Source organism: Kaistia hirudinis (assembly GCF_014196455.1).
Taxonomy (GTDB): Bacteria; Pseudomonadota; Alphaproteobacteria; order Rhizobiales; family Kaistiaceae; genus Kaistia; species Kaistia hirudinis.
The window spans coordinates 16,443-39,000 of the sequence record NZ_JACIDS010000008.1 but is presented as its reverse complement, the minus strand read 5'-3'; the positions used below and the strand labels follow the sequence as shown (position 1 = coordinate 39,000).

At 67.1% G+C, this 22,558-nt stretch carries 18 protein-coding genes; 11 read left to right on the top strand and 7 right to left on the bottom strand.

The features are described from left to right. Window positions 1–723 carry a GntR family transcriptional regulator gene (locus GGR25_RS24050; RefSeq protein ID WP_183401446.1) on the bottom strand — a complete coding sequence of 241 codons (723 nt, stop codon included), beginning with the start codon at window positions 721–723 and terminating at the stop codon, window positions 1–3. Window positions 724–976: 253 nt separating this feature from the next. On the opposite strand from GGR25_RS24050, the gene GGR25_RS24045 reads away from it, so the two are divergent. The 9 genes from GGR25_RS24045 (at window position 977) to GGR25_RS24005 (ending at window position 11,914) form a co-directional block, all read left to right on the top strand. After that, window positions 977–2,536, top strand: coding sequence for an ABC transporter substrate-binding protein (locus GGR25_RS24045; protein WP_183401445.1), 1,560 nt, complete (start codon window positions 977–979; stop codon window positions 2,534–2,536). A 25-nt stretch (window positions 2,537–2,561) separates the two neighbouring features. After that, on the top strand, window positions 2,562–3,569 hold the full coding sequence (locus GGR25_RS24040) for an ABC transporter permease (RefSeq protein ID WP_183401444.1): 1,008 nt from the start codon (window positions 2,562–2,564) through the stop codon (window positions 3,567–3,569). 4 nt (window positions 3,570–3,573) lie between these two features. Beyond that, entirely contained in the window at window positions 3,574–4,404 is an 831-nt protein-coding gene (locus tag GGR25_RS24035; RefSeq protein ID WP_183401443.1) for an ABC transporter permease, read from the top strand. Between the two features lie 13 nt (window positions 4,405–4,417). Beyond that, a complete protein-coding gene (locus tag GGR25_RS24030) occupies window positions 4,418–5,413 on the top strand; it encodes an ABC transporter ATP-binding protein (protein WP_183401442.1) in 996 nt (331 codons plus the stop codon). After that, on the top strand, window positions 5,413–6,192 hold the full coding sequence (locus GGR25_RS24025) for an ABC transporter ATP-binding protein (RefSeq protein ID WP_183401441.1): 780 nt from the start codon (window positions 5,413–5,415) through the stop codon (window positions 6,190–6,192). The genes GGR25_RS24030 and GGR25_RS24025 overlap by 1 nt, the downstream gene beginning before the upstream one ends. An 11-nt stretch (window positions 6,193–6,203) precedes the next feature. Further along, window positions 6,204–8,240: a hydantoinase/oxoprolinase family protein gene (locus GGR25_RS24020; protein WP_183401440.1), complete on the top strand. Its 2,037-nt coding sequence runs from the start codon at window positions 6,204–6,206 to the stop codon at window positions 8,238–8,240. A 2-nt stretch (window positions 8,241–8,242) separates the two neighbouring features. Further along, complete coding sequence (locus GGR25_RS24015; protein ID WP_183401439.1) at window positions 8,243–9,919, top strand: hydantoinase B/oxoprolinase family protein; 1,677 nt, start codon at window positions 8,243–8,245, stop codon at window positions 9,917–9,919. Then, a complete protein-coding gene (locus GGR25_RS24010) occupies window positions 9,906–11,144 on the top strand; it encodes a metal-dependent hydrolase family protein (protein ID WP_183401438.1) in 1,239 nt (412 codons plus the stop codon). Before GGR25_RS24015 ends, GGR25_RS24010 begins: the two co-directional genes overlap by 14 nt. 152 nt (window positions 11,145–11,296) lie before the next feature. Then, a complete protein-coding gene (locus GGR25_RS24005; protein ID WP_183401437.1) occupies window positions 11,297–11,914 on the top strand; it encodes a DUF805 domain-containing protein in 618 nt (205 codons plus the stop codon). Between the two features lie 16 nt (window positions 11,915–11,930). Here GGR25_RS24005 and GGR25_RS24000 read toward each other — a convergent pair whose 3' ends face one another. Further along, window positions 11,931–12,674, bottom strand: a complete 744-nt coding sequence (locus GGR25_RS24000) for an SDR family oxidoreductase (RefSeq protein WP_183401436.1) — start codon at window positions 12,672–12,674, stop codon at window positions 11,931–11,933. Window positions 12,675–12,773: 99 nt separating this feature from the next. Here GGR25_RS24000 and GGR25_RS23995 point away from each other — a divergent pair, with 99 nt between their 5' ends. Then, complete coding sequence (locus GGR25_RS23995) at window positions 12,774–13,730, top strand: cupin domain-containing protein (RefSeq protein WP_183401482.1); 957 nt, start codon at window positions 12,774–12,776, stop codon at window positions 13,728–13,730. A 31-nt stretch (window positions 13,731–13,761) separates the two neighbouring features. On the opposite strand, the gene GGR25_RS23990 is transcribed toward GGR25_RS23995, so the two are convergent. Beyond that, window positions 13,762–14,757 carry an isopenicillin N synthase family dioxygenase gene (locus GGR25_RS23990; RefSeq protein ID WP_183401435.1) on the bottom strand — a complete coding sequence of 332 codons (996 nt, stop codon included), beginning with the start codon at window positions 14,755–14,757 and terminating at the stop codon, window positions 13,762–13,764. Between the two features lie 163 nt (window positions 14,758–14,920). On the opposite strand from GGR25_RS23990, the gene GGR25_RS23985 reads away from it, so the two are divergent. Next, window positions 14,921–16,726 carry an ABC transporter substrate-binding protein gene (locus tag GGR25_RS23985; protein WP_183401434.1) on the top strand — a complete coding sequence of 602 codons (1,806 nt, stop codon included), beginning with the start codon at window positions 14,921–14,923 and terminating at the stop codon, window positions 16,724–16,726. A 9-nt stretch (window positions 16,727–16,735) separates the two neighbouring features. Here GGR25_RS23985 and GGR25_RS23980 read toward each other — a convergent pair whose 3' ends face one another. The 4 genes from GGR25_RS23980 to GGR25_RS23965 form a co-directional block, all read right to left on the bottom strand. Beyond that, window positions 16,736–19,057 (bottom strand): penicillin acylase family protein, encoded by a 2,322-nt coding sequence (locus GGR25_RS23980; RefSeq protein WP_183401433.1) that lies wholly within the window; start codon window positions 19,055–19,057, stop codon window positions 16,736–16,738. Between the two features lie 13 nt (window positions 19,058–19,070). Beyond that, window positions 19,071–19,940, bottom strand: coding sequence for a polysaccharide deacetylase family protein (locus GGR25_RS23975; RefSeq protein WP_183401432.1), 870 nt, complete (start codon window positions 19,938–19,940; stop codon window positions 19,071–19,073). A gap of 84 nt (window positions 19,941–20,024) precedes the next feature. Continuing rightward, complete coding sequence (locus GGR25_RS23970) at window positions 20,025–21,023, bottom strand: ABC transporter permease (RefSeq protein ID WP_210300100.1); 999 nt, start codon at window positions 21,021–21,023, stop codon at window positions 20,025–20,027. Beyond that, window positions 21,020–22,558: a sugar ABC transporter ATP-binding protein gene (locus GGR25_RS23965; RefSeq protein WP_183401431.1), complete on the bottom strand. Its 1,539-nt coding sequence runs from the start codon at window positions 22,556–22,558 to the stop codon at window positions 21,020–21,022. The genes GGR25_RS23970 and GGR25_RS23965 overlap by 4 nt, the downstream gene beginning before the upstream one ends.

Genomic DNA, 22,558 nt, shown 5'->3' with positions numbered 1-22,558 from the left:
TCAGATGACCGTGTCGATCGCGAACTGGAACAGCGACTTGATGTGATCCGACATCGCCTTGCGCGCCCCAGCCGCATCGCGATGCTCGATCTTGTCGAGGATCACCTCGTGCTGGCGCGCATCCGGCTCCAGCCGCTCGGCGAGCCGCTCGATCTCGAACAGCTTGGTGGTGACGCGCAGCGACTTGACGATGTTGCCCACGACCTGGTTGCCGCAATAGTCGGCGACGATGTCGTGGACCTCCTTGTCGGAGGCCCAATGCGCCTCCTGGTCATAGTGGTCGCTCGCCTTCAGCCGCTTCAGCGTCGCCTTGGCTGCGGCGATCTTCTCGGCCGGGGCGAGATCGACGCACATGCCCGCCGCCGCGGCCTCGATGATCTCGCGCGCCTTGAGGCTCTGGAGATATTCCTTCAGGTCGACCTTGCGCACGAAGAACGACTTCGTGTTCGACTTGATCAGCAGGCCTTCGAGCTCGAGGCGCTGCAGCGCCTGGCGCACCGGCGTGCGCGATATGCCGAGATAGGCGGCGAGGTTCTGCTCGACCACCACCTCGCCGGCCTGCAGCTCCTTCTTCTCGATGAGCCGCGCGATCTCGCCATAGGCCAGCGCCGCCAGGTTCTTCGAGGCCGCCCGGGTCGCGAAGGCCACCGGCTCGACGCCGGCGTGTCTTTCGTCATCCGCCCGCGTGGCCGGCGCGTCGACCTCTTCGATCCGTGTAACCATGGCGTTGCAATCCATTCCCGTCGCAATTTCTGCCTAGTGCATCAGCCGTCAAATGTCCACGGCGTAGACCCTTGAAATTCCGTCACTTTCCCGCGCCGATCCACGCCACACGCCCGGGCTTCTCACCGTGTCCGGCGGCTCCCGCCACCCCGCTCCGGTGTACCGCATCGCAGCAAGAAAGGCGTTGACAGCATGCCCTCGGATGCTAGCATCGGATACAGTCGGTATACAGAAAAAATCCAGAGGGTCGTCAATGCGCTTCAAATCCGGACTTATTCCGCTCTGTGCCGTCCTGCTCGCCAGCGTCGCCGTGCCGACGATGGCCCTTGCTGCGCCCACGGGAACGCTGGTCATCGCCGAGAACGAGACGCCGGAGAATCTCGATCCGGCCAACGCCACCAACTCGACGGTCGACGAGCTTCTGCTCGGCGCCTATGACCCGCTGGTCCAGTTCTCCGCCGGAGCCACCGAGGTCACGCCGCGGCTCGCCAAGAGCTGGGAGATTTCGCCGGACGGGCTCACCTACACCTTCAAGCTGCGCGACGACGTGCTCTTCCATGACGGCAGCAAGCTGACCGCCGAGGACGTCAAGTTCACGCTCGACCGCCTCAAGGCCGCGGCTGCCAATGTGCTCAACGATATGGGCCCCTATGCCTCGGCCGAGGTGGTGGACCCGACCACGGTCAAGCTGCACCTCTCGGCGCCGTTCGGCCCGTTCCTCTCGGCGCTGTCGCGCATCTATGTCGTCAACAAGGCACTGGTCGAACCGCATATGGGCGACGACCATGCCCGCCAGTGGCTGTCGGTGAACGAGGCCGGCTCCGGCCCCTACATGATCACCGCCTACAACCCGACCGAGTCGGTGACGCTGAAGGCGTTCGACAAATATTGGGGCGGCTGGGACGGCAATCACGTCGCGGAAGTCGTCTTCCGCTACATCACCGAGCCCTCGACGCAGCTCAGCCTGCTGAAGAGCGGCGAGGTGCACATCGCCCCGGACATCACGGTCGAGGACAAGATCGCGCTCAAGACCGAGCCCGGCTTCGTCGTCGATGTCGGCGCGGCGGCGACGCCGCTCTTCTTCGATTTCAACACGGCTTCGAAGGGCCCGACCGGCAACAAGAAGTTCCGCGAGATGCTGTCGAAGACCTTCGATCGCCAGCTCCACCTCGACCAGGTCCTGATGGGCTTCGGCGCGCTGCCGGACGGCCCGCTGCCCGCCAACTGGATGGGCCACGAGGCTGGCACCGAGCAGGCCTTCGACCTCGAGGCGGCCAAGAAGATGGTCGAGGAGAATGGCTGGAAGGGCACGACGCTGACCGTGCGCTATCTCCCGGCGATCCTCGAGGAGAAGGCGGCTGTCGAGCAGCTCCAGTCGAACCTCGCCGAGATCGGCATCACGCTGAACGCCGAGGGCATGACCTGGCCGGCGCAGGCGGCGACGCTGCAGAAGGTCGAGACGACCGCCGACATCAACATGATCTATTCCTTCCCGGTCTTCCCGGACCCGCACGCCATCCTCAACGCGACCTTCAACGGCGCGCTCACCGGCGCCAAGGGCGGATACAACTGGGCGCAATATTCCAATCCGGACGTCGATGCGCTGCTCAACGAGGCGGCGTCCTCCTCCGATAGCGCCAAGCGGGCCGAGCTCTACAAGAAGGCGCAGAAGCTGATCGGCGAGGACTATGTCGTCATCACCGTCTCCAATCCGGGCTCGGTCGTCGCGCTGTCGGACAAGGTCGAGGGCTACAAGTACAATGTCGCCCATCACCAGACCTTCAACTACATGGATATCGGTCTGAAGCCGTAAGAACAGACGGGTTCAGGGACAGGTTATGGCTTACGTCGCACAGCGGATCGTTTTCTCGATCCTGTCCCTGTTCGTCCTGCTGTTCATCACCTTCCTGCTCAGCCACGTCGTGGCGGGTGACCCCGCGATCGTGGCGGCAGGGCCGAATGCCGGCGCGGCGAAGATCGCGCTGCTGCGCGAGCAGATGGGCCTCGACAAGCCGCTGCTGACGCAGTTCGCGATCTATTGCGGCCAGATCCTGCAAGGCGATCTCGGCACGTCCTGGTTCACGCGCCAGCCGATCGCCTCCGATGTCCTGCGCGAGCTTCCGCCCTCGCTGGAGCTCGTCTTCATCGCCATGCTGATCAACCTCGCCGTCTCGCTGCCACTCGGCCTCCTGACGGCGCGCTATGCCGGCAGCCGCTTCGACGATCTGGTCCGGCTCGGCGTGATGGCGGGCGCGGGCCTGCCGGTGTTCTGGATCGCGATCATCCTGCAGCAGATCGTCGCCGGCCGCTGGCAGCTCCTGCCGACCGCAGGACGGCTCGGCTTCGCCAATCGCGAATTCTCCGGCGCCACGGGCTTCTATCTCTTCGACAGCCTCGCCGCCGGCAATATGAACGTCTTTCTCGATACGCTCGCCCATCTCGTGCTGCCGGCCTTCGCGCTCTCGCTGCTGTTCACGGCGGTCGGCGTGCGCATCACGCGTACCGCGATGATCGGCGAGTTCCGCAAGGACTATGTGACGCTCGCCCGCGCCAAGGGCGCTAGCGAGCCGCGCATCATGTTCCGCCACGTCTTTGCCAATGGTGCGACCCCCGCGCTCACCGTGTTCGGCATGCAGTTCGGCTGGATGCTGGGCGCGACCGTTCTGGTCGAGGAGATCTTCGGCCGGCCGGGCATCGGCCGCTATGCCGTCAAGGCGGTCACCCAATCCGACATCCATGCCGTGGTGGCGGTCGTGTTCGTCGTCGGCGTCGTCTTCCTCCTCGCCAATCTCCTGGTCGATATCGCGCTCTACGTGCTGAGCCCGCGCAAGCAGCAGAGGGCCTGAGGCGATGCTACGACTTCTCACGCTTCCCAAAACCAATATCGAGCGCGCGGCGGTCATCCTCGCGCTCATCGTCATTCTCGTTGCGATCATCGGCCCGTTCGTGACGCCCTATGACCCGATGCAGATCAGCTTCCGCTCCAAGCTGCTGGCGCCCTCCTCGATGCACTGGTTCGGGACGGACGGCTCGGGCCGCGACGTGCTGAGCCGGCTGCTCCATGGCGCGCAGCTCACCCTGTCGGCGACCTTCTTCGTGCTGATCGCGGGCGTGGTGATCGGCTGCACGATCGGCATTTTCTCCGCCTTCGTCGGCGGCGCGGCCGACAATGCGCTGATGCGCCTCGCCGATATCTGGCTCGGCTTTCCGCCGCTCATCCTGGCGCTCGGCTTCGCCTCCGCGCTCGGCGCCAGCCTCCAGGCGGCGATCTGGGCGCTCGTCTTTTCCTGGTGGCCGAACTATGCCCGCCTGTCGCGCATGGTGACGGCCGACATCCTGTCGCAGAAGTTCATCGCCTCGGCCGACGCGCTCGGCGTGCCGCTGCATCGCAAGGTGTTCCGCTACGTGATCCCGAACGCCTTCGACGTGCTGATCGTGCAGGTGACGCTCGACATCTCGGCGGTCATGCTCGCCATTTCCGGCCTCTCCTTCATCGGCGTCGGCGCGCAGATTCCGCAGCCCGAATGGGGCGCGATGATCGCGGATGGACGCTCCTATGTGGCGAATGGCTGGTGGATCGTGCTGGCGCCCGGCGTCGCGATCTTCCTGACCGCCCTCGCCTTCAACGTGATCGGTGACATGCTCCGCCGCGAGCTCGACCCGACCTCCCGCCGGCGATGAGGGGAGGACGCGGATGACACACCCGACGCTTGCCCCCGAGGAGCCGCTGCTCAAGGTCGAGGATGCCACCATCGCTCTGCGGGTCGGCGGCCGCACCATGGTGAGCGGCGTCTCCTTCGCCGTGAACCGGCGCGAGGTGTTCGGCGTGGTCGGCGAGAGCGGCTCCGGCAAGACGCTGCTGACGCGCACCCTCTTCGGCCTTCAGGACGATGCCCGCCTCACCGCCGGCCGCGTGACCTTCGAGGGGCGGACGCTGCCGCTCGAAGGCTATGGCGCGGCCGTGCGGGGGTTGCTCGGACACGCCATCGGCTATGTGCCGCAGGATCCTTTCTCCTCGCTCAATCCGAGCATGCGCATCGGCAAGCAGATCACCGAGGCAATCTATCTTGCCAAGGGCTGGCCGATGGGCGCGGAGCGCACGCGCGAGGCGGCGATCGCGCTGATGGCCGAGGTCGGCATCCCCGAGCCGGCGCTGGCCTTCGACCAGTATCCCGACCAGTTCTCCGGCGGCATGCGCCAGCGCATCGTGTTCGCGATCGCGCTGTCGCAAGAGCCCAAGCTGCTCGTCGCCGACGAGCCGACAACCGCGCTCGACGCGATCACGCAGCGCCGCGTCATCGAGATGATGCTGGATCGGAGCCGCCGCCACGGCCTCGCCGTGATCCTGATCAGCCACAATCTCGAACTCCTGCGCCAGAGCGTCGGCCGCATCGCAGTGCTCTATGGCGGCCAGTTGCTCAACATCGTGCCGGCCGCCGATGTCGGCACGCACGCAGCCCATCCCTATACCGAGGCGCTGTTCGCCTGCATCCCGACACGAGAGAAGGCGCTCGCCGACATCCGCTCGATCCCGGGCGAACCGGTCGGCGCCGGCTTCGGCACGAGCGGCTGCGCCTTCGCCTCGCGCTGCGCCTATGCCGAGCCGGTCTGCCTGACCGCGCCGCTCCCGCTCAATGCCGGCATCACCAGCGGCTTCAGCGCCTGCCTGCTCGGACGAGGCGCGCAGTGATGGCCGGCGCGGAACCCCTCGTCGCGCTCGAAGGCGTCGCCAAGAGCTTCGCCCGCCGCCTCCTGGTGCAGAACCGCTCCTTTGCGCTGTCCGGCATCGACATCACCATCAATCGCGGCGAGGTCGTCGGCATTCTCGGCGAATCCGGATCGGGCAAATCGACCGTCGCCAACATCATCACGCGCCTCACCGGCTATGATTCCGGCCGCTATCTCTTCAAGGGTCGCGACGTCGCCACGCTGACGCGGAAGGAAAGCTTCGCCTTCAAGTCCGACGTGCAGATCGTGTTCCAGGATCCCTATGGCAGCCTCAACCCGCGCGCGACGGTGCAAAGCTCCGTCATGGAGAGCCTGCTGCTGCACAAACGCGAACTCGGCAAGGCGGAGCGCATCGCGCGCGCCGGCCAGTTGCTCGAGGAAGTCGGGCTCAACGCGGCCTGGGGCGACCGCTATCCGCATGAATTCTCCGGCGGCCAGCGCCAGCGCGTCGCGATCGCGCGCGCCCTCGCCGTCGAGCCGGAACTCCTCGTCTGCGACGAGCCGCTCTCCTCGCTCGACGTGTCGATCCAGGCGCAGATCCTCGAACTCTTCGTGCGGATGATCCGCGAGCGCAACCTGACGATCGTCTTCATCTCGCACGACGTGAACGTGGTGCGCCTCCTCTGCGACCGCGTCTACGTCATGAACCAGGGCCGGATCGTCGAACAGGGACAAGCGCGGGACGTGCTGAGCCGACCGCAGAACGAATACACGGCCCGCCTTCTGGAAGCCGTCTACTGATTGAGGCAGACATGAGCAGATACAAGCTGGCCATCGATATCGGCGGCACCTTCATCGACGTCGTGCTGTTCGACGCGGAGAAGAAGCTGCTCCGCGCCTTCAAGCTGCCGACCACGCCGCATGATCCGGCGGAAGGCGTCGTCGCGGCCGTCGGCAAGCTCGGCGTGCCGGCGGAGGCGATTTCCGATTTCGTGCACGGCACGACGCTCGGCCTCAACGCGATCCTGGAGCGCAAGGGCGCCAAGGTCGGCATCATCACCAATGCCGGCTTTCGCGACATCTTCGAGATCGGCCGCGGCGCGCTCGATTTCGTCAACATGTACCGCTTCGACTATTGCCCGCCGCCGCCGATCGTCGAGCGGCGCAACATCGCCGGCGTCGGCGGTCGCATGGATTTCGAGGGCAACGCGGTCGAGCCGCTGGATGGCGCGGCCGTCGTCGCGGCGGCGAAGGCGCTGTTCGAGGTGGAAGGCTGCGAGGCGATCGCCATCAGCTTCCTGCATTCCTATGCCAATTCGGCGCATGAGCGCGAAGCGGTCGAGCTGATCCGCGCGCAGCATCCGGACGGCATCGTCTCGGCCGGCGCGCTGCTCGCCAATGAATATCGCGAATATGAGCGCACCAGCACGGCGGTGCTCGACGCCTATATCAAGCCGGTCCTCAAGAACTATCTCGGCCGCGTCTCCGCCGGCATCGAGGCGAAGGGCTTTGCGGGCCAGAAATTCGTCATGAACTCCTCCGGCGGCGCGCTGACCTTCAGTCTCGCCGAAGCCGAGCCGATCGCGACCGTGCTCTCCGGCCCGGCCGGCGGCGTCTCCGGCGCGCTGCATGTCGCCCGCGAGACGGGCCGGCGCAACGTCCTCTCCGTCGATGTCGGCGGCACCAGCCTCGATGCCTGCCTCATCGTCGATTTCGAGCCGACCGACGTCTTCGAGGCGCGGATCGAGAACCTGCCGATCCTGCAGCCGATCTATGACCTCCGGACGCTCGGCGCGGGCGGCGGCTCGATCGCCTGGATCGACAACAAGCTGCTGCGCGTCGGACCGGAAAGCGCCGGCGCCGTGCCGGGCCCGGCCTGCTATGGCCGCGGCGGCACGCAGGCGACCGTCACCGACGCCGCCGTCATCCTCGGCTATATCGACACCGGCAATTTCATGGGCGGCGCGATGAATGTCGCGCAGGACCTCGCCGCCAATGCCATCCGCGAGACCATCGCCGATCCGCTCGGCATATCCGTGGAGGAGGCCGCGCGCTCGATCTTCTCGGTGCTGATCTCGCGCACCGCCTCCTCGATCAAGGAAATGATGCTCGAGCGCGGGCTCGATCCGGCCGAATTCTCCATGCTCGGCTTCGGCGGCTGCGGCCCGCTGCTCGGGCCGATGCTGCAGAACGAGCTCGAAATGGCCGAACTCGTGATCCCGCCCCTCCCCTCGGTCTTCTCGGCCTGGGGCATGCTGGCGAGCGACCTCTCCTTCTCCGATTCCGTCTCCGTGCTCGCGACGATCTCGGACGCATCGCTGACGCGCCTCGCCGCGGTCGCGGAGGATCTGAAGACGCGCAGCACCGCCGAACTCGCCGCCAAGGTCGGCCGCGCCATCGACCCGGCCGTCGCCTTTACGACGCGCATCCGCTTCATCGGCCAGGAGCATACGCTCTCGGTGCCCTATGCGATCAGCGATACGCCAGCCGCCCTGTTCGAGCGCTTCTCGCAATTGCATCTCGACCGCTTCGGCCATTCCTTCGACAGCGAAGCGGAGATCGTCTCGCTGATGGTGAAGCTCGTCGTCACCGCGGAAAAGCCGGACCTTGCTACGCGGATCGGCACGTCGATGGATCTCGCCGACTCGGCGCCGCACCGCATGTTCGACCAGGCGAGTGGCGCCCATGTCGACTGCCTCAAGATGAACCGGAACGCACTCGAAGCGGGGCAGAGCTATCCGGGGCCGCTCCTCGTCGTCGACGAGGGCTCCTCGCTCGCGATCCACGGCAACCAGACCCTTATCGTCGATCCCTACGGCATGCTGTCCGTACGCCGCGTGGAGGCTTGATCATGACCATCAGCAAGGCCGCGGAAATCGAGATCATCTCCGCTCTGTTCTTCTCGGCGGCGGAGCAGATGCGCCGCACGCTCGTGCGCACCGCCTTCAACGCCGTGATCTACGAGGTGCTCGATTTCGGCATCTCGATCGCCGATGCCGAGGGGCGCATGGTGGCGGAGGCCGCGGGAATCACCTCTTTCATCGGCGGCAATGACTATGCGCTGAAGATGCTGCTCCAGAACATGGAGATCGCCTCGCTCCGCCCCGGTGACGTGGTGATCCTCAACTATCCCTACTGGAACTCGGCGCATATGTCGGACGCGCTTCTCATGGCGCCCGTCTTCCTCGGCGGCGACAGCCCCGACATGTATCTGTGCGTCAGGGCGCACTGGCTCGATCTCGGCGCCAAGGATCCGGGCTATGTGATCGACTCGACCAATATCCACCAGGAGGGGCTGATCCTTCCGGGCGTGCGCATCATCAAGGAAGGCAAGCTCGACGCCGACCTCTGGAAAGTGATGGAGGCGAATTCGCGCCTGCCCGAGGCGATCCGCGGCGATTTCGGCGCGCAGGTCGCCTGCCTCAGGACCGGCGAGAAATGCGTGCGCGACATCTATGCGAAGTTCGGCAAGGCGCGCGTGCTCGCCGCGATCGAGGCCTTCTTCGCCCATGCGCATGAGAAGACCCGCACAGCGCTGAAAGATCTGCCCAAGGGCTCCTGGTCGGCCGAGGAATGGCTCGACGATGACGGCGTCAGCTCGGACATGATCAAGATGGCGGTCGACGTGACCATCACCGAGGATCGTTTCAGCGTCGACTATAACCGCTCGGCCCCGATGGTCGCCGGACCGGTCAACGTGCCCTATGGCGCGACGATCTCCATGGCGAAGACCTATTTCAAGTTCCTGACCTCGCCGGACAGCCCGAGCAATCACGGCAACTTCATGGCACTCGACGTGAAGGCCGATCCCGGCAATCTCTTCCACGCCGTCTACCCGTCCTCGACCTATATGCCGTGGACGCACATGGTCGCCTTCGAGCTGATCGCCAAGGCGCTGGCGCCGGCGCTCGACTGGCTGCCGGCGGCTTCCGGCGGCGACGAGCCGGGCTTCATGGCCATGGGCCGGCATCACCGCACCGGCAAATATTACGTCATCTCCAACAATGAGGGCATCGGCTGGGGCGCGACGCGGGACCATGATGGCGCGACAGCGCTGCAGCACCCCTCGACCAGCACGGTGCGCAACACGCCGATCGAGGTGCTGGAGCGGCAGGCCAATCTCTTCCATGAAGGGCTGGAACTCGTCCCGAACTCCGGCGGCGCGGGCCGCCATCGTGGCGGGCTCGGCGTGCGGCGGCAGATCCGCATGGTCGGCGACACCGAGATCATCTCGATGAAGAAGAAGGCGAAGACCGGCGGCTGGGGCCTGGAGGGCGGCGCGCCGTCGGCGGTCCAGAATCATATGGTTCTCTGGCCGGGCGAGGACCGCGAAAAGAAGGTCGGCATGTATCGCGCGCATCTGAAGGCGGGCGAGCGCTTCGTCAATTTCAGCGCCGGCGGCTCCGGCTGGGGCAATCCGGCGGAGCGCGATGCCGCGGCGCTCGCCCATGACGTCGCCAACGGCTATGTCGATCCGGCCGCGCCTGCGATCGAGCCCGTGGAGGCCGAGACCTATGCCAAAGACTGAATACGTCATCACCGACGCGAAGATCGTCGATGTCGTCGCCGGAGCGATCATCGAGGGCAAGGCCGTCGTCATTTCCGGCGGCAAGATCGCGCGCCTGGCCGATGATCGGCTGATCGATCCCGCGCTGCCGCGCACCTCGCTCGGCGGGCGCTATCTCTCGCCGGGCCTGATCGACTGCCACGCCCATTGCTATATCGGCCAGTTCTCGGACGGCCGCTCGGTGCTGCCGTCGGAAATGACGGCGCGCGCCGGCGTCCATCTCGCCGGCATGCTGATGCGCGGCTTCACCACCGTGCGCGATGCCGGCGGCGCCGATTACGGCCACAAGGCCGCGCTGGAAAAGGGTCTCTTCAAGGGGCCGCGCCTCTTCGTCGCCGGCCGCGTCCTGTCGCAGACCGGCGGCCATGGCGACCATCGCGGCCGCGCCGAGACGTGCAACTGCCAGGAAGCGCTGGGCGGGCTCACCTGTGTCTGCGACGGTGTCGACGAGGTGCGCAAGGCCGTGCGCGAGAACATCCGCCAGGGCGTCGACCACATCAAGATCATGGCCGGCGGCGGCGTTTCCTCGCCGGGCGACAAGCTGGTCCATCCGCAATATTCGCTGGAGGAAATCTCCGCGATCGTGGAAGAGGCCGAGCGGGTCGGCCGCTATGTCATGGCCCATGTCTATAGCGACATCGGCATGCGCCGCGCCGTCGAATGCGGCGTGCGCTCGATCGAGCACGGCAATTTCATCTCGCCCGATACGGCGCGGGTGATGCGCGAGCGGAACGCGCATCTCGTGCCGACGCTGATCACCTATGAGGCCGACGCGAAATACGGCCCGAGCTTCGGCTTCACGCAGGAGAACCTCGACAAGAATGCCGAGGTGCTGGCGACCGGCCTCAAATCGCTGGAAATCGCGCTCTCGGCCGGCGTCAATGTCGGCTACGGCACGGATCTCTGCTGGTCGCCCAAGACCTATCAGGGCGACGGGCTGCTGATCCACGAGAAGGTCTGCGGCGCCGCCGAGGCGCTCCGCCACGCGACGATCAACAATGCGAGGGTGGTGCGGATGGAGGGCCTGATCGGCGAGATCAGCGAAGGTGCCTTCGCCGATCTCCTGGTCGTCGAGGCCAATCCGCTCGACAGCCTCGCCTGCTTCGCGCAGCACGAAAACCGCGTCGTCGCCGTGCTGCAGTCCGGCGCGGCCGTGCGCGACGACCGGGCCCTGTTCGCGGCCTAGCCGCGTCTCACCGACCCGCAAGGCAGGCGGCGCGCCGCGCGACGGCAACGCCTGCCTTACGAACCCACAACTGTGGTTGCAGGAGTGCACGCCCGCACGCTATCGCTTGCTCGGGGGCGCAAAGCGATGACAGAGCGCCGAAGGGGGCATCGGTGCGGATCGTTGAATCCATCAGCTTCAATCTGCGGAACCTGCTGAATTTCAGGGGGCGCGAGCCGCGCGGACGCTTCTGGCCTTATGCGGGGCTCGTCATCGCCCTGACCGTGGTGGCGGGCTACATGGTCATGCTGCCGGAATTCACCGCCAGCCTGGCGCGGATGCAGGAATTCGCGCTGGCGCATCCCGACCAGGCCACCATCGAGACCTCCGGCGGCGGCTATTCCATCTCCATTCGCGGCTTTCACCCCGAGCTGATGCCGGACATCGGCGCCATGTTGCCGGGTCTCGGTCTCGTGGCCGTCGCGGCGATCGTCCTGCTCGCCGCATCGGTCGCGCGGCGCTTGCACGATCGTGGGCGGACGGGCTGGTGGGGCCTGCTGCCGCTGCCCTTCCTGGCGGCAGGCCTCCTCATGATCGCGAGAATTTTCGAGCTCCAGACCTTCGATCCGGTGCTCTTCGCGGTGCTTATGGTCAACAACCTGATCTATCTCGGGGCGGACCTTTTTCTCGTGGCCCAACTCGCGGGCGAGCGGCAGGTCGGGGACAATCGCTACGGCCCCGATCCCGCCATCCCGCCCGTGCCGCTCCCCCCGAATCCGCCCGGCGCCTGACGGCCCCGCCCGCCGATCAGGCGGCGCGCGCCAGCGCCACCGCGTCGGGGCCGGCCGGAAAGTGCAGCTGGCCGGTGAGGTCGTTCGCGGCGCGCCACACGGCCTCGGCGACATCGCTCTCCTTCGTCACCAAAGGCGGATGCGCGAAGGCGGCGAAGATCGGATCGGCAAAGGGCGCATAGGCCGCCGGGATGAGGTCCGCGATATTGATGTCCGTATTGTGCGCGAAGCGCGTCGTCGGCGCATAGCCGGGCTCGACCAGCTTCACGCGGGCGCCGAAATAGCCGAGCTCATGCGCCAGCGAGCCGGTGAAGCCCTCGATCGCCTGCTTGCTGGCGGTATAGGCGGCGGCGAGCGGCATCGGCGTCAGCGTCACGCTGGACGTCACATTGACGATCACGCCGGACCGCTGCGCGCGAAACTGCGGGATCACGGCCTGCGTCATCGCCATGACGCCGAAGGTGTTGGTCTCGAAGAGCTTCCGCACCTGCGCCATCGGCGTCGCCTCGAACGCACCGACCGTGCCGATGCCGGCATTGTTGACGAGCACGTCGATCGGTCCCGCCGCTGCCAGCGCTGCCGCGATGCTGTCGGCGCTGGTCACGTCGAGCGCCAGAACGCGCAGCCGCTCCGAGCGTGGCAGCACATCTTCGCGCGGCGTGCGCATGGTGGCGATCACGTTCCAGCCCTGGTCCAGGAAATGGCGGGCGGTCTCGAGGCCGTAGCCGGACGAGCAGCCGGTGATGAGGACGGTCTTCATGGCGGGTTCCTGTCGCTGGTGATTGACAGGAACAGGATAGGGCGTGATGATCGGACTATCAGCGATCTCAAGTCCATAATTCATTGGCGATAGTCCGAAATTCCAGACCCCCTCGCCCAGGTGATCGACCTCCTTCGGCCGCGCACCGTCTTCTCCAAAGGGATCAGCGGCGCCGGGCGCTGGGCCGTCAGCTATGACGCCTTCGGCCATCCCGGCTTCTGTGCCGTGATCGAGGGACGCTGCCGCCTCGCCGTCGCCGGAGAGGCGCCGATCGTCCTCGAGCAAGGCGACTTCGTCCTCCTGCCCGCGACGCCGGCTTTCACGATGTCGGGCTCCGAGCCGGCCAGGGCGAGGCGGATCGATCCGCGCGCGGCGCAGACGGCGGATGGCGAAGTGCGCCACGGCAATCCCGACGGCCCGGCGGATGTGCGCCTCCGCGGTGGCTATTTCGTCTTCGATTCCCCCGATGCGGCGCTGATCGTGTCGCTCCTGCCGGCGCTGATTCACATCCATGGCGACGAACGGCTCGCCATGCTGGTGCGCCTCTTCGGCGAGGAGGCGAGCGCAGGACGGGCGGGCCGCGACCTTGTGCTCACGCGCCTGGTCGAGGTGCTGCTGATCGAGTCGCTGCGCGCGACGCCGGGCGGCGATGCCCCGCCGGGGCTGCTGCGGGGGCTCGCGGACGAACGCATCGCCGCGGCGCTGCGGCTGATGCATGGCGATCCCGAACGTCCCTGGACGGTGGAAGAACTCGCGCGGCAGGCGAGCCTGTCGCGCTCGGCCTTCTTCGATCGCTTCACGCGGCTGGTCGGGCTGAGGCCGATGGAATATCTGCTCGCCTGGCGCATGGCGCTCGCCAAGGACCTGCTGCGCGGCGGCGCCCTGGCGCTGGACGAAGTCGCAAGGCGCGTCGGCTACGGCTCGGCCAGCACCTTCAGCACCGCCTTCAGCCGCCAGGTCGGCCAGCCCCCCGGCCGCTTCGCACGCGGTGCGGGCGAGTCGCGGCCTGCCACCGGCAGGGCGATCGAACGGACGGAGATGGCGCACCCGGCCTAATCGGCTGTCGAACGGCAACGCGCCCGCAAGGTCAGGGCCCTTCCTTGCGATAGGTGTAGTTGCTGACCAGATGGCGCTCGAGGACGGCGCCGTAGGTGACCGGCTCGTAGCGCGGCGGGTTGTCGGGCGAGGTGCAGCTCGGCATGCAGTCAACCGGCACATCGACGTCCGTGTCGAAGAAATAGGGGCAGGAATAGCGATGGCCGGCCGAATTGTGCACGACGCGATGCGGCGTCGACTGCCAGCGGCCGTTGGTCCAGCGGGCGAGGACATCGGCGACATTGACGACGAAAGCGCCGGGAACCGGTGGCGCCGAAATCCAGCCGCCGCCACGCTTGCGCACCTCGAGGCCGCCATGGCCGTCCTGGGCCAGCAGCGTCAGGAAGCCGAAATCGGTATGCGGCGCGATACCGAAGGCGTCGGTATGCGCGTTGGCCGGGCGCGGAGGATAGTGAAGGAGACGCAGGAAGGTGGTGGGTCGGGCAAAATAGGCATCGAAATAGCGATCGGGCAGATCCAGCGCGATCTCGAACGTGCGCAGCAGGCGCATCGAGAACGCCTCCATCGCCGCCTGATATTCGAGCACCGTCTCGCGGAAGCCCGGCACGTCGGCCGGCCACTGGTTCGGGCCATGCACCGAATGGCCCCAGCGCGGATCGTCCGGGCCGATATCGTGCATGAACATGTAGGATTCGCTGAAGTTCGGCTTCGTCACCTCGGCGACCGAGGAGTCCGCGACCGTCTCGGAGTCGGGCGCCATATAGCCGCGATGATAGGCATTCATCGCGATCTCCTGCTTCCGTTCCATCGGCTGGGCATGGAACCGGCGCGACATCTCGAACAGGCGGGCCACCAGCGCGGGATCGACACCGGTATTGGTGAAATAGCAGAAGCCGACGGAACAGAACGCCGCGTCGATGGATTTGGCGATGGTGCGTTCCACGGCCGCGTCGTCCTGCCAGCCGGTGAAATCGATGATGGGAAGGGTTGCCTCGGCGCCGTCGCCCGGTCCTTGCGCGCTGTTCATCGTGCTCTCCTGTTGCTCCATCGAGGGCGCACCATTCCAGCCACCGAACGGGCGGACCATAAGTAAGCCGACCGACGAATGCGGCCGCCGCCGCGCCGTGAATGGTCCATCCCTTGCATCGCTCTCCCGGCCCAGCCCACCCCACAGGCGAGGACAAGGATCGATGGCCACCGTCGCAGGAGAGGATGCCCCGCCGCGGGCGAGGACCCGTTCGGCGCGATCACGGCAACGGGCCTCGCTGGAGGGGATAGCGCCGGCGATCGCCGAAGTGACGCTGCGCGGCGCGATCGAGCCCGTCGACGAGCCGGGCGGCGCCCGCCTCCTGTCGGAGCATCCGTTCCTGGTGCAGCAGGCCGTCGCCCTACTGGAATCGAACCGGGACAGGCTGCGCTTCGTCTTCGTTCCCGCCGGCAGTCCTTGGATCGCAGTCGATCTTTCCGTTCTCGAAGGGCATGACGGGCTGATGCGCGCGCGGGCCCTGCTGAGGCCGATCGCTCCGCCTTCCGGCCTGACCGTCCGCGAACTGGATGTGCTGACGCTGGTAGCGAGCGGCTACAGCAACCAGGGCATCGCCGAGCTGCTGGCCACGAGCCTGCGCACCGTCACCACCCATATGGAGCGGATCCTGGCGAAGTTCGGCCAGGCGAGCCGCGCCGCGCTGGCCGGCATCGCGGCGGAATCCGGACTGCTGCGCCTGCCGCTGCCGGGCGGCGCGCGCGCCCGGTCGCCGCTGACCGTCGATCCCGACCACCGCCCATCGCATAAGGGCGCCGCCGAGCGCCGCCGCTCCGCCTCCCCGCCCCCGGTCCTGATCGGCGCGCCGCTGTCGCTGAACGGCTTTTCGAGCGCCGATGCGCACGAGATGCTGAACGGCGCCCGACTCGCCGTCGCGGAAGTGAACCAGCGCGGCGGCGTCGGCGGCCGGAGGCTGGAGCTCGTCGTAGCCGAGTGCGACGTGAATGACGCCGCGTCCGTCGAGGCAGCGATCGCAAACCTCATCGATGCCGATGTGGACGCCGTGGCGGGCGGCTATTCCTGCGCCGAGGCGCGCGTGCAGGATCTGATGGCCGACTATGGGGCGCCCTATCTGCACTGCGTCACCATGGAGGCGATGGTCGAGCGGGTGCGCCAGGATCCGCAGAGGCTGCGCAACATCTTCCAGACCGGCCCGACGGACATCCATTACGGCCCGCAATGCGTGAGCTTCCTGAGCGACCTGCGGGACCGCGGCGCATGGCGGCCGCGCAATCGCCGCCTCGTCGTCCTGCAGCCGAGCTGGTCGATGATGGATATCGGCCTCGGCACGATGGAGGAGCGCGCCGATCGCACGGGCTGGTCGATCGAGCACATCACCGGCCTGCCGCTCACCGGAGCCGACTGGAGCGCCATTCTCGGGCGGATCGCCCGCATCGATCCGGCGGCGATCCTTCTCGCCAATTATTTCCCGGAGGAGAGCATCGCCTTCCAGCGGGCCTTCCTGGCCGATCCGCTCGACAGCCTCGTCTACACGCTCTACGGCCCCTCGGTGCCGCTCTATCGCGAAACGCTCGGCGCCGACGCCGACGGGGTGATCTGGGCGACATCGACCGGCACCTATGCCGATCCGATCGCGCTCGGCTTTGCCGAACGCTATCGGGCGCTGCATGGCGCCCTGCCCGGCCGGGCCCATGCCGGCCTTTCCTATGACCGCATTCACCTGCTCTGCAGCGCCTGGGCCCGCGCCGGCGGAACGCGGCGCTTCGACGAGGTTGCCCGCGAGATCCGCCAGCTGGTTCACCGGGGCGTCAGCGGCACCTATGCGCTCGGAAACAGCGGCCAATGCGGCGTGTCCTATCCCGACGCGACGCGCGATCCCTCCTTCGCGCAGGCCCATCTCGTCTTCCAGATCCAAGGGGGACGGCACGCGATCCTCGGCCCGCATCCCTATGCCGATGGCGCATTCCGGCTGCCACCCTGGTTCGAGGCTTGAAGCCGGGCTTCAGCCCGGCGCGAGATCGATTCGGAACAGCGCCGCGGCCTCGATCGCCTCACGGCTGTAGAGCAGCGGATGATAGCCGCCGGCGGCCCAGATCGGGGCGAGATCGCCATAGTGCGGCGAACGCGGATCGCCCGACTGGCCCGGCGTGTTGATGAACACGCTCCGGTCCCAGTCGCCGACATCGACGACGATGCGGAACGAGGCGCCGATGGTCAAACGGAAATCGCCCGGCCGATAGCTCATATTCATCGGCGAGGAATCGCTGCCGCCGACGCCGAACGGCCCGATGTCGAAATCCGGCTTCAAGTCAGGCCGGACCGCGCCGACCGGGTGCTCGAACAGCGCCTTGTGCAGCGCGCACCATGACCAGGCGGCGGTGTCGGGACCGAGCAGCGCCGCGACATCCGCGACGGCAGCGCCGAGCGTGTCGAGCAGGAGCGTCTCCCGGTGGACGGACGAACCGTCGAAGACCTCCAGAGCATCGAGCATGCCGGCAGGATCCCCGGCCGCGAAGAGCGGCCGCAGTGCCGGATCGGGAACGGCGCGCGCGATCATGGCGGGGCGCAGATGCCGGCTCCACCAGACCTCGAACAGGGCCGCTGGGCCGCTCCCGGCCGCGAGGACATGATCCCACGCCGCCAGCAGGCCGAGCGCGGTGCGCTCCGCATCGGTGCGGCCCGCGAGACCTTCGATCAGCTGGCCGAGCCGCTGCGCCGGCATCGAGAAGGCGTCGGTCTGCAGCGCCATCGAATCGGCGAGCGTGTGATGCCCCGCCTTCGTGAAGGCATGCGCAATCCGCTGCGCGCGCGACGGCTCCAGCCACTCATAGCCGATCGGATTGTCCCGCGGCCAATCCGCCGGCAGGTTCATCTCGTTCGCGGTGGCAAAGTGGCCGACGTCCGGATTGAGGCACCAGGGGAGTTCGGCTTCGAAGCCCGCCCATTCGAACCGCCCGTCGCCCGGCACGGGGAGCAGGCCGTCCCAGTTCGGGCGAACCGGACTGAACCCGGCGACGACCCAGCCGACATCGCCGTTGGTATCGGCATAGACCTGATTGGTCGCCGGCACCGACCAGCCGGCCATGCCGGCGCGAAACTCCTCAAAGCGCGTCGTCCGCATCGTCGCGATCGAACGAAAATAGGGTGCGGCGCCCGGCTCGAACCACACGCTGCGGATCGCGACGGCGAGCCGCCGCTCCGGGTACTCGGCGACGATCGCGCCGTGCCGGGTGAATTTCAGCACCGCCGGCACTTCGCCATGGCCGGCGGTCTCGATCGTCTCGCCAATGACCCGCATCCGCTCCCAGCCCGCACCATAGCGATAGAGCTCGGGATCGTCGGGATGCGTCTCGTAGACATAGACGTCCTCCTGGTCATGACCGAAGAACAGAGTCAGACCGAAGGCAGCCGTACCGTTATGGCCGATGCACAGGCCCGGCAGCGCCGGCTCGCCCGCGCCGATGCCGTCGAACTCCGGCGCGGAGAGGTGCACGACATAGCGCAGGGACGGCAGCGCGTGCATGCGGTGCGGATCATTGGCGAGGATCGGGCGGCCGGTCTCGGTGCGGCTGCCATGCACGACCCAGTTGTTCGAGCCCTCGCCGGCCGACTGGCGGATGACGGTGCCGATCGCCGTCACCTGGCGCCAGCGCGCCGCCTCGTCCAGCGTCGCGCTCAACCGCTCCGGCGCGAAGCTCGCCGGGGCGAGCGCGAGCTTGAAGACGTCGAGGCAATCGATCGGCAGCGGCTCGACCGGCCCGTCGAGGTCCGCCAACGGGTCATGCGGCGGTTCGAGCTTCTGGCGCAGGGTATCGGCCCGTGCATCGAGCTTCGCCAGCACATTGGAGCGGATCACCTCGGAGAGCGCGTTGCGCATCAGCGAATGGCTGCGCACGCGCACGACGTCGCTGGCCGCCCAGCGGGCCGGCCGCACACCCATCGCGGCGAATTCAGGCGGCAGGCGACCCGGCTCCCGCTCGCAAAGGGCGACATAGGCGTTGATGCCGGCGACGAAGCGCGTGCAGATCGCCTCCGCATCGGGGCTGTAGGCGGCCCACTCGGCCGCCATGTCGCCCCGATAGAGGAACAGCCGCGCCGCGCGATCCTGCTCGAGATAGCCGGGACCATAGTCGGCCGCGAGCAGGCCGAGCCCGCGCTTGCGCCAAAGATCCAGCTGCCAGAGCCGGTCGCGCGCCGCGTTGAAGCCCTGGACGAAGAAGAGGTCGTCGAGGTTCTCGGCCCGGATATGCGGCACGCCGTACCGATCGACAGTGATCGAGGCTGGCGCGGCGAGCCCGGCGACCTTCATCGTTTCGTCCTGCATCGCATCCATCCCGTCAGGCGGCGGCGTCCGCCGGCAGGCACGGCGACTTGCCCACCCGCCACTTCACGACATAGTCCGCGCAGGTGGAGAAGGTCACGCCCGGCTTGTCCTTCACATGCTCGATCAGGCCTTCGAGCAGGAGCATGCGCGCGCCGCGTCCGATCACCTGCGGATGCATGGTCACGTTGAGGACGCCCGTGCCGATCTTATCGTAGAGATAGTCGAACTCGTCGATCCAGCTTTGCAGCAGCTCGCGCGGGCTCTTGAAGCCGGGAATGAGGTTGTTCGGCAGCACGACATATTCGAAGTGCGGAAAATCATCGAGCAGCCACGAGACCGGCAGTTCGACGAGGTCGACCGGCGTGCCGAACTTCCACGGCTCCGTCGTCGACCATGCGTCGCCCACACGGCACCAATAGGGCTCGTATTCCGAGCCCATCAGCGAGCTCTCATAGTCGAAGCCGAATTCGAGCAGCAGCGGGATGGTGTTCGGGCTGTTGTCCCAGGCCGGCGAGCGATAGCCCGTCGGGCGGATGCCGACGACCTTGTCCAGCGCCTCGAAGCCCTTTTCCATGATCCAGCGCTCCTGGTCCGGCGTGGTCGTCGCCGGATTCTCGTGCACGAAGCCATGGTGGCCGATTTCGTGGCCGGCCGCGGCAATCGCCTCGACCGTGCCCGGAAAGGCGAGCGCCGTATGGCCGGGCACGAAGAAGGTCGACTTGATCCCGTAGGATTCGAGCAGCGCCAGGATCCGGCGCACGCCCTGCGGCCCGAACTCGCCGCGCGAGATCATGCTCGGCGATTGCGCGGCGAAGGTCCCGATCCACAGCGAATAGGCGTCATAGTCGAATGTGAGCGTCACATGGACGTCTTTTGCGGTCATGGCGGAGCGCCTCCTCTGGGGTTTTCGGGACGAGTGGGACCGTCCGGTCAGGACCGGCTCGGCTGGCGTCGCAAAGGTGTTGCTTCAGACCCGGCGCGAGCGGGCGAAGACGTCGAGCGCCACGGCGCCGACGACGATCGCCCCCTTGGTCACGAGCTGATAATTGGTTGAAATAGCGAGAGAATCGAAGACGTTCGTCAAAGTCGCGATGATGAGCAGGCCGACCGCCGTGCGCCACATCGCGCCCTCACCGCCCATCAGCGAGGTTCCGCCGATGACGACGATGGCAATCGAGTCGAGCGCGATCGCGCCGCCCATGTCGGCCTGCCCGACACCCAAGCGCGACGACAGGATCATGCCGGCAAGGCCAGAGCAGACGGCGCTGATGACATAGGTCGATCCGCGCAGCAGATCGACCGGCATGCCGGACAGACGCGCGGCCTCGGCATTGCCGCCGATCGCGTAGATCGAACGGCCATAGACGGATTTCACCAGCACGAAGCCGCCGATCAGGAAGGTGGCGAGCAGCAGCCAGATCGAGATCGGCCAGCCGAGCCAGCTCTCGGTGCCGAGCGTCCCGAAATTGAAATCCATCGGCGTCTGCGGGGCCGAATTGGAGAAGATATAGGCGGCACCGCCGAAGACCGAGCCGGTGCCGAGCGTCGCCACGAAGGCGTTGACCTTGAGCCGGGTGACGATGAAGCCGTTGATGACGCCGCAGACGAGCGAGACGATGAGCACCATCGCCGCCGCCCCGAACGGCCCGGCCGCATCGTATCGATTGGCGAACACGACGGCCCCGAGCGCGAACAGCGCGCCGACGGAGAGATCGAAACCGCCGCCGATGATGACGAAGGTCATCCCCACCGCCACGATGCCGACGGGCGCATTCTGGCTTAGGAGGTTCGACAGATTGTTCACGTCGAAGAAGCGCGGATAGACGATCGCCGCGACGACGACGACGGCAATCAGCGCCCAGACCATGCCGTATTGCAGCAGCGCGATCTGCAGAACCCGGGCCGGCGTCAGCGACGCGCGCTTGGCGGCTGCCTCGGAAGACGATGGATGCGTGGTGGCGCTCATTGCGATTCCGTCTTGAACGCGGCGTGGAGGATGCCGTCGACCGTCACGAGTTCGCCCTCGCCGCCGAGGCTGGCGACGTGGCGGCCCTCCGAGAGCACGATCACGCGGTCACTGATCGCGACGACCTCTTCGAGTTCGGAGGAGACGACGATGATGGAGAGGCCGTCATCGGCGAGGCGACGAAGCGTCGCCAGGATCTCCTCCTTCGCGCCGACATCGATGCCGCGGGTCGGCTCGTCGACCATGAGCAGCTTCGGCCGCTCATAGTGCCATTTCGAAAGCAGGATCTTCTGCTGGTTGCCGCCGGAGAGATTGCGCACGGTGGCGCCGAGACGGTCCACCGCGAAGCCGAACTCCCTGACGACGCCGTCGATTCTCGCCTGCATCAGCCGTTTCGAGACGACGCCGTAGCGCGAGACCTTGCGATAATTCGTCAGCGCGACGTTCTCGATCGCGGAGAGGCCGAGCACCAGGCCCTGATGCTTGCGATCCTCGGGAACGAGCGCGATGCCGGCGCGGAGCGCCTGGCGCGGGGTACGTGGCCAGGGAACCGCCTGTCCCTCGATCGTCAACTCGCCCGTGCTCTGCGGCTCCAGCCCGGCAAGGCAGCGCAGAAGCGATGTCCGCCCCGATCCGACCAGCCCGCCGACGCCGAGCACCTCTCCGGGCCTCACCTCAAGCGAGATATCCGAGAGCGCTCCGGCCAGCGAGACGCCCCGCGCAGCCAGAAGCGGCGCCTCTCCAACCGGCCGCGCCCGGCGCGCGCGAGGCAACGCCGGAGCGATATCGTGCCCGATCATCGCCCGTACCAGCGAGGCCTTGTCCCAGTCGGCACACGGCGCGGCTGCGACCACCTGACCGTCGCGGAACACAGTGACCGTGTCGGCGAGACCCAGCACCTCTTCGAGATTATGGCTGACGAACATCATCGTCTTGCCGCTGTCGCGGAGCTGTCGCATCACGCGGAAGAGCGCATCGCGCTCGGGCGGCGCGAGCGCCGTGGTCGGCTCGTCGAAGAGCAGGAGCCGCGCGTCGGACTGGACGCCGCGCATGATCTCCAGCATCTGCTGGTCCGCAATCGAGAGGCGGCCGGCCGGCAGATGACCGGGAATAGTGACGCCGAGACGGGCGCAGAGCTCGCCGTAGCGGGCCTCCATCGCCCGCTCGGACAGGAGACCGCCCCTCGAAAAGGGCTGGCCCAGAAAGACATTGGCCCGTGCCGTCAGCGCCGGGACGATCGTCAGCTCCTGATAGATCGCCGCGATGCCGAGCCGCCGGGCCTGCCGCGGCGCGCCGAAGACATGCGGCGCGCCGAGCACGGAGACCGAGCCGGCCGAGGGAACAACCCGGCCGGCAATGACGCCGAGAAAGGTCGACTTGCCCGCCCCGTTCTCGCCAACCAGGGCATGGATGCGGCCGGCTTCCAGCACGACATCCACGCCCTTGAGCGCGAGCGTGCCGCCATAGCGCTTCTCGACGCCATGCGCATCGATGGCGATGCCGGCTGGCAGTGCGGTGGCGGCAGGAGCAGACAT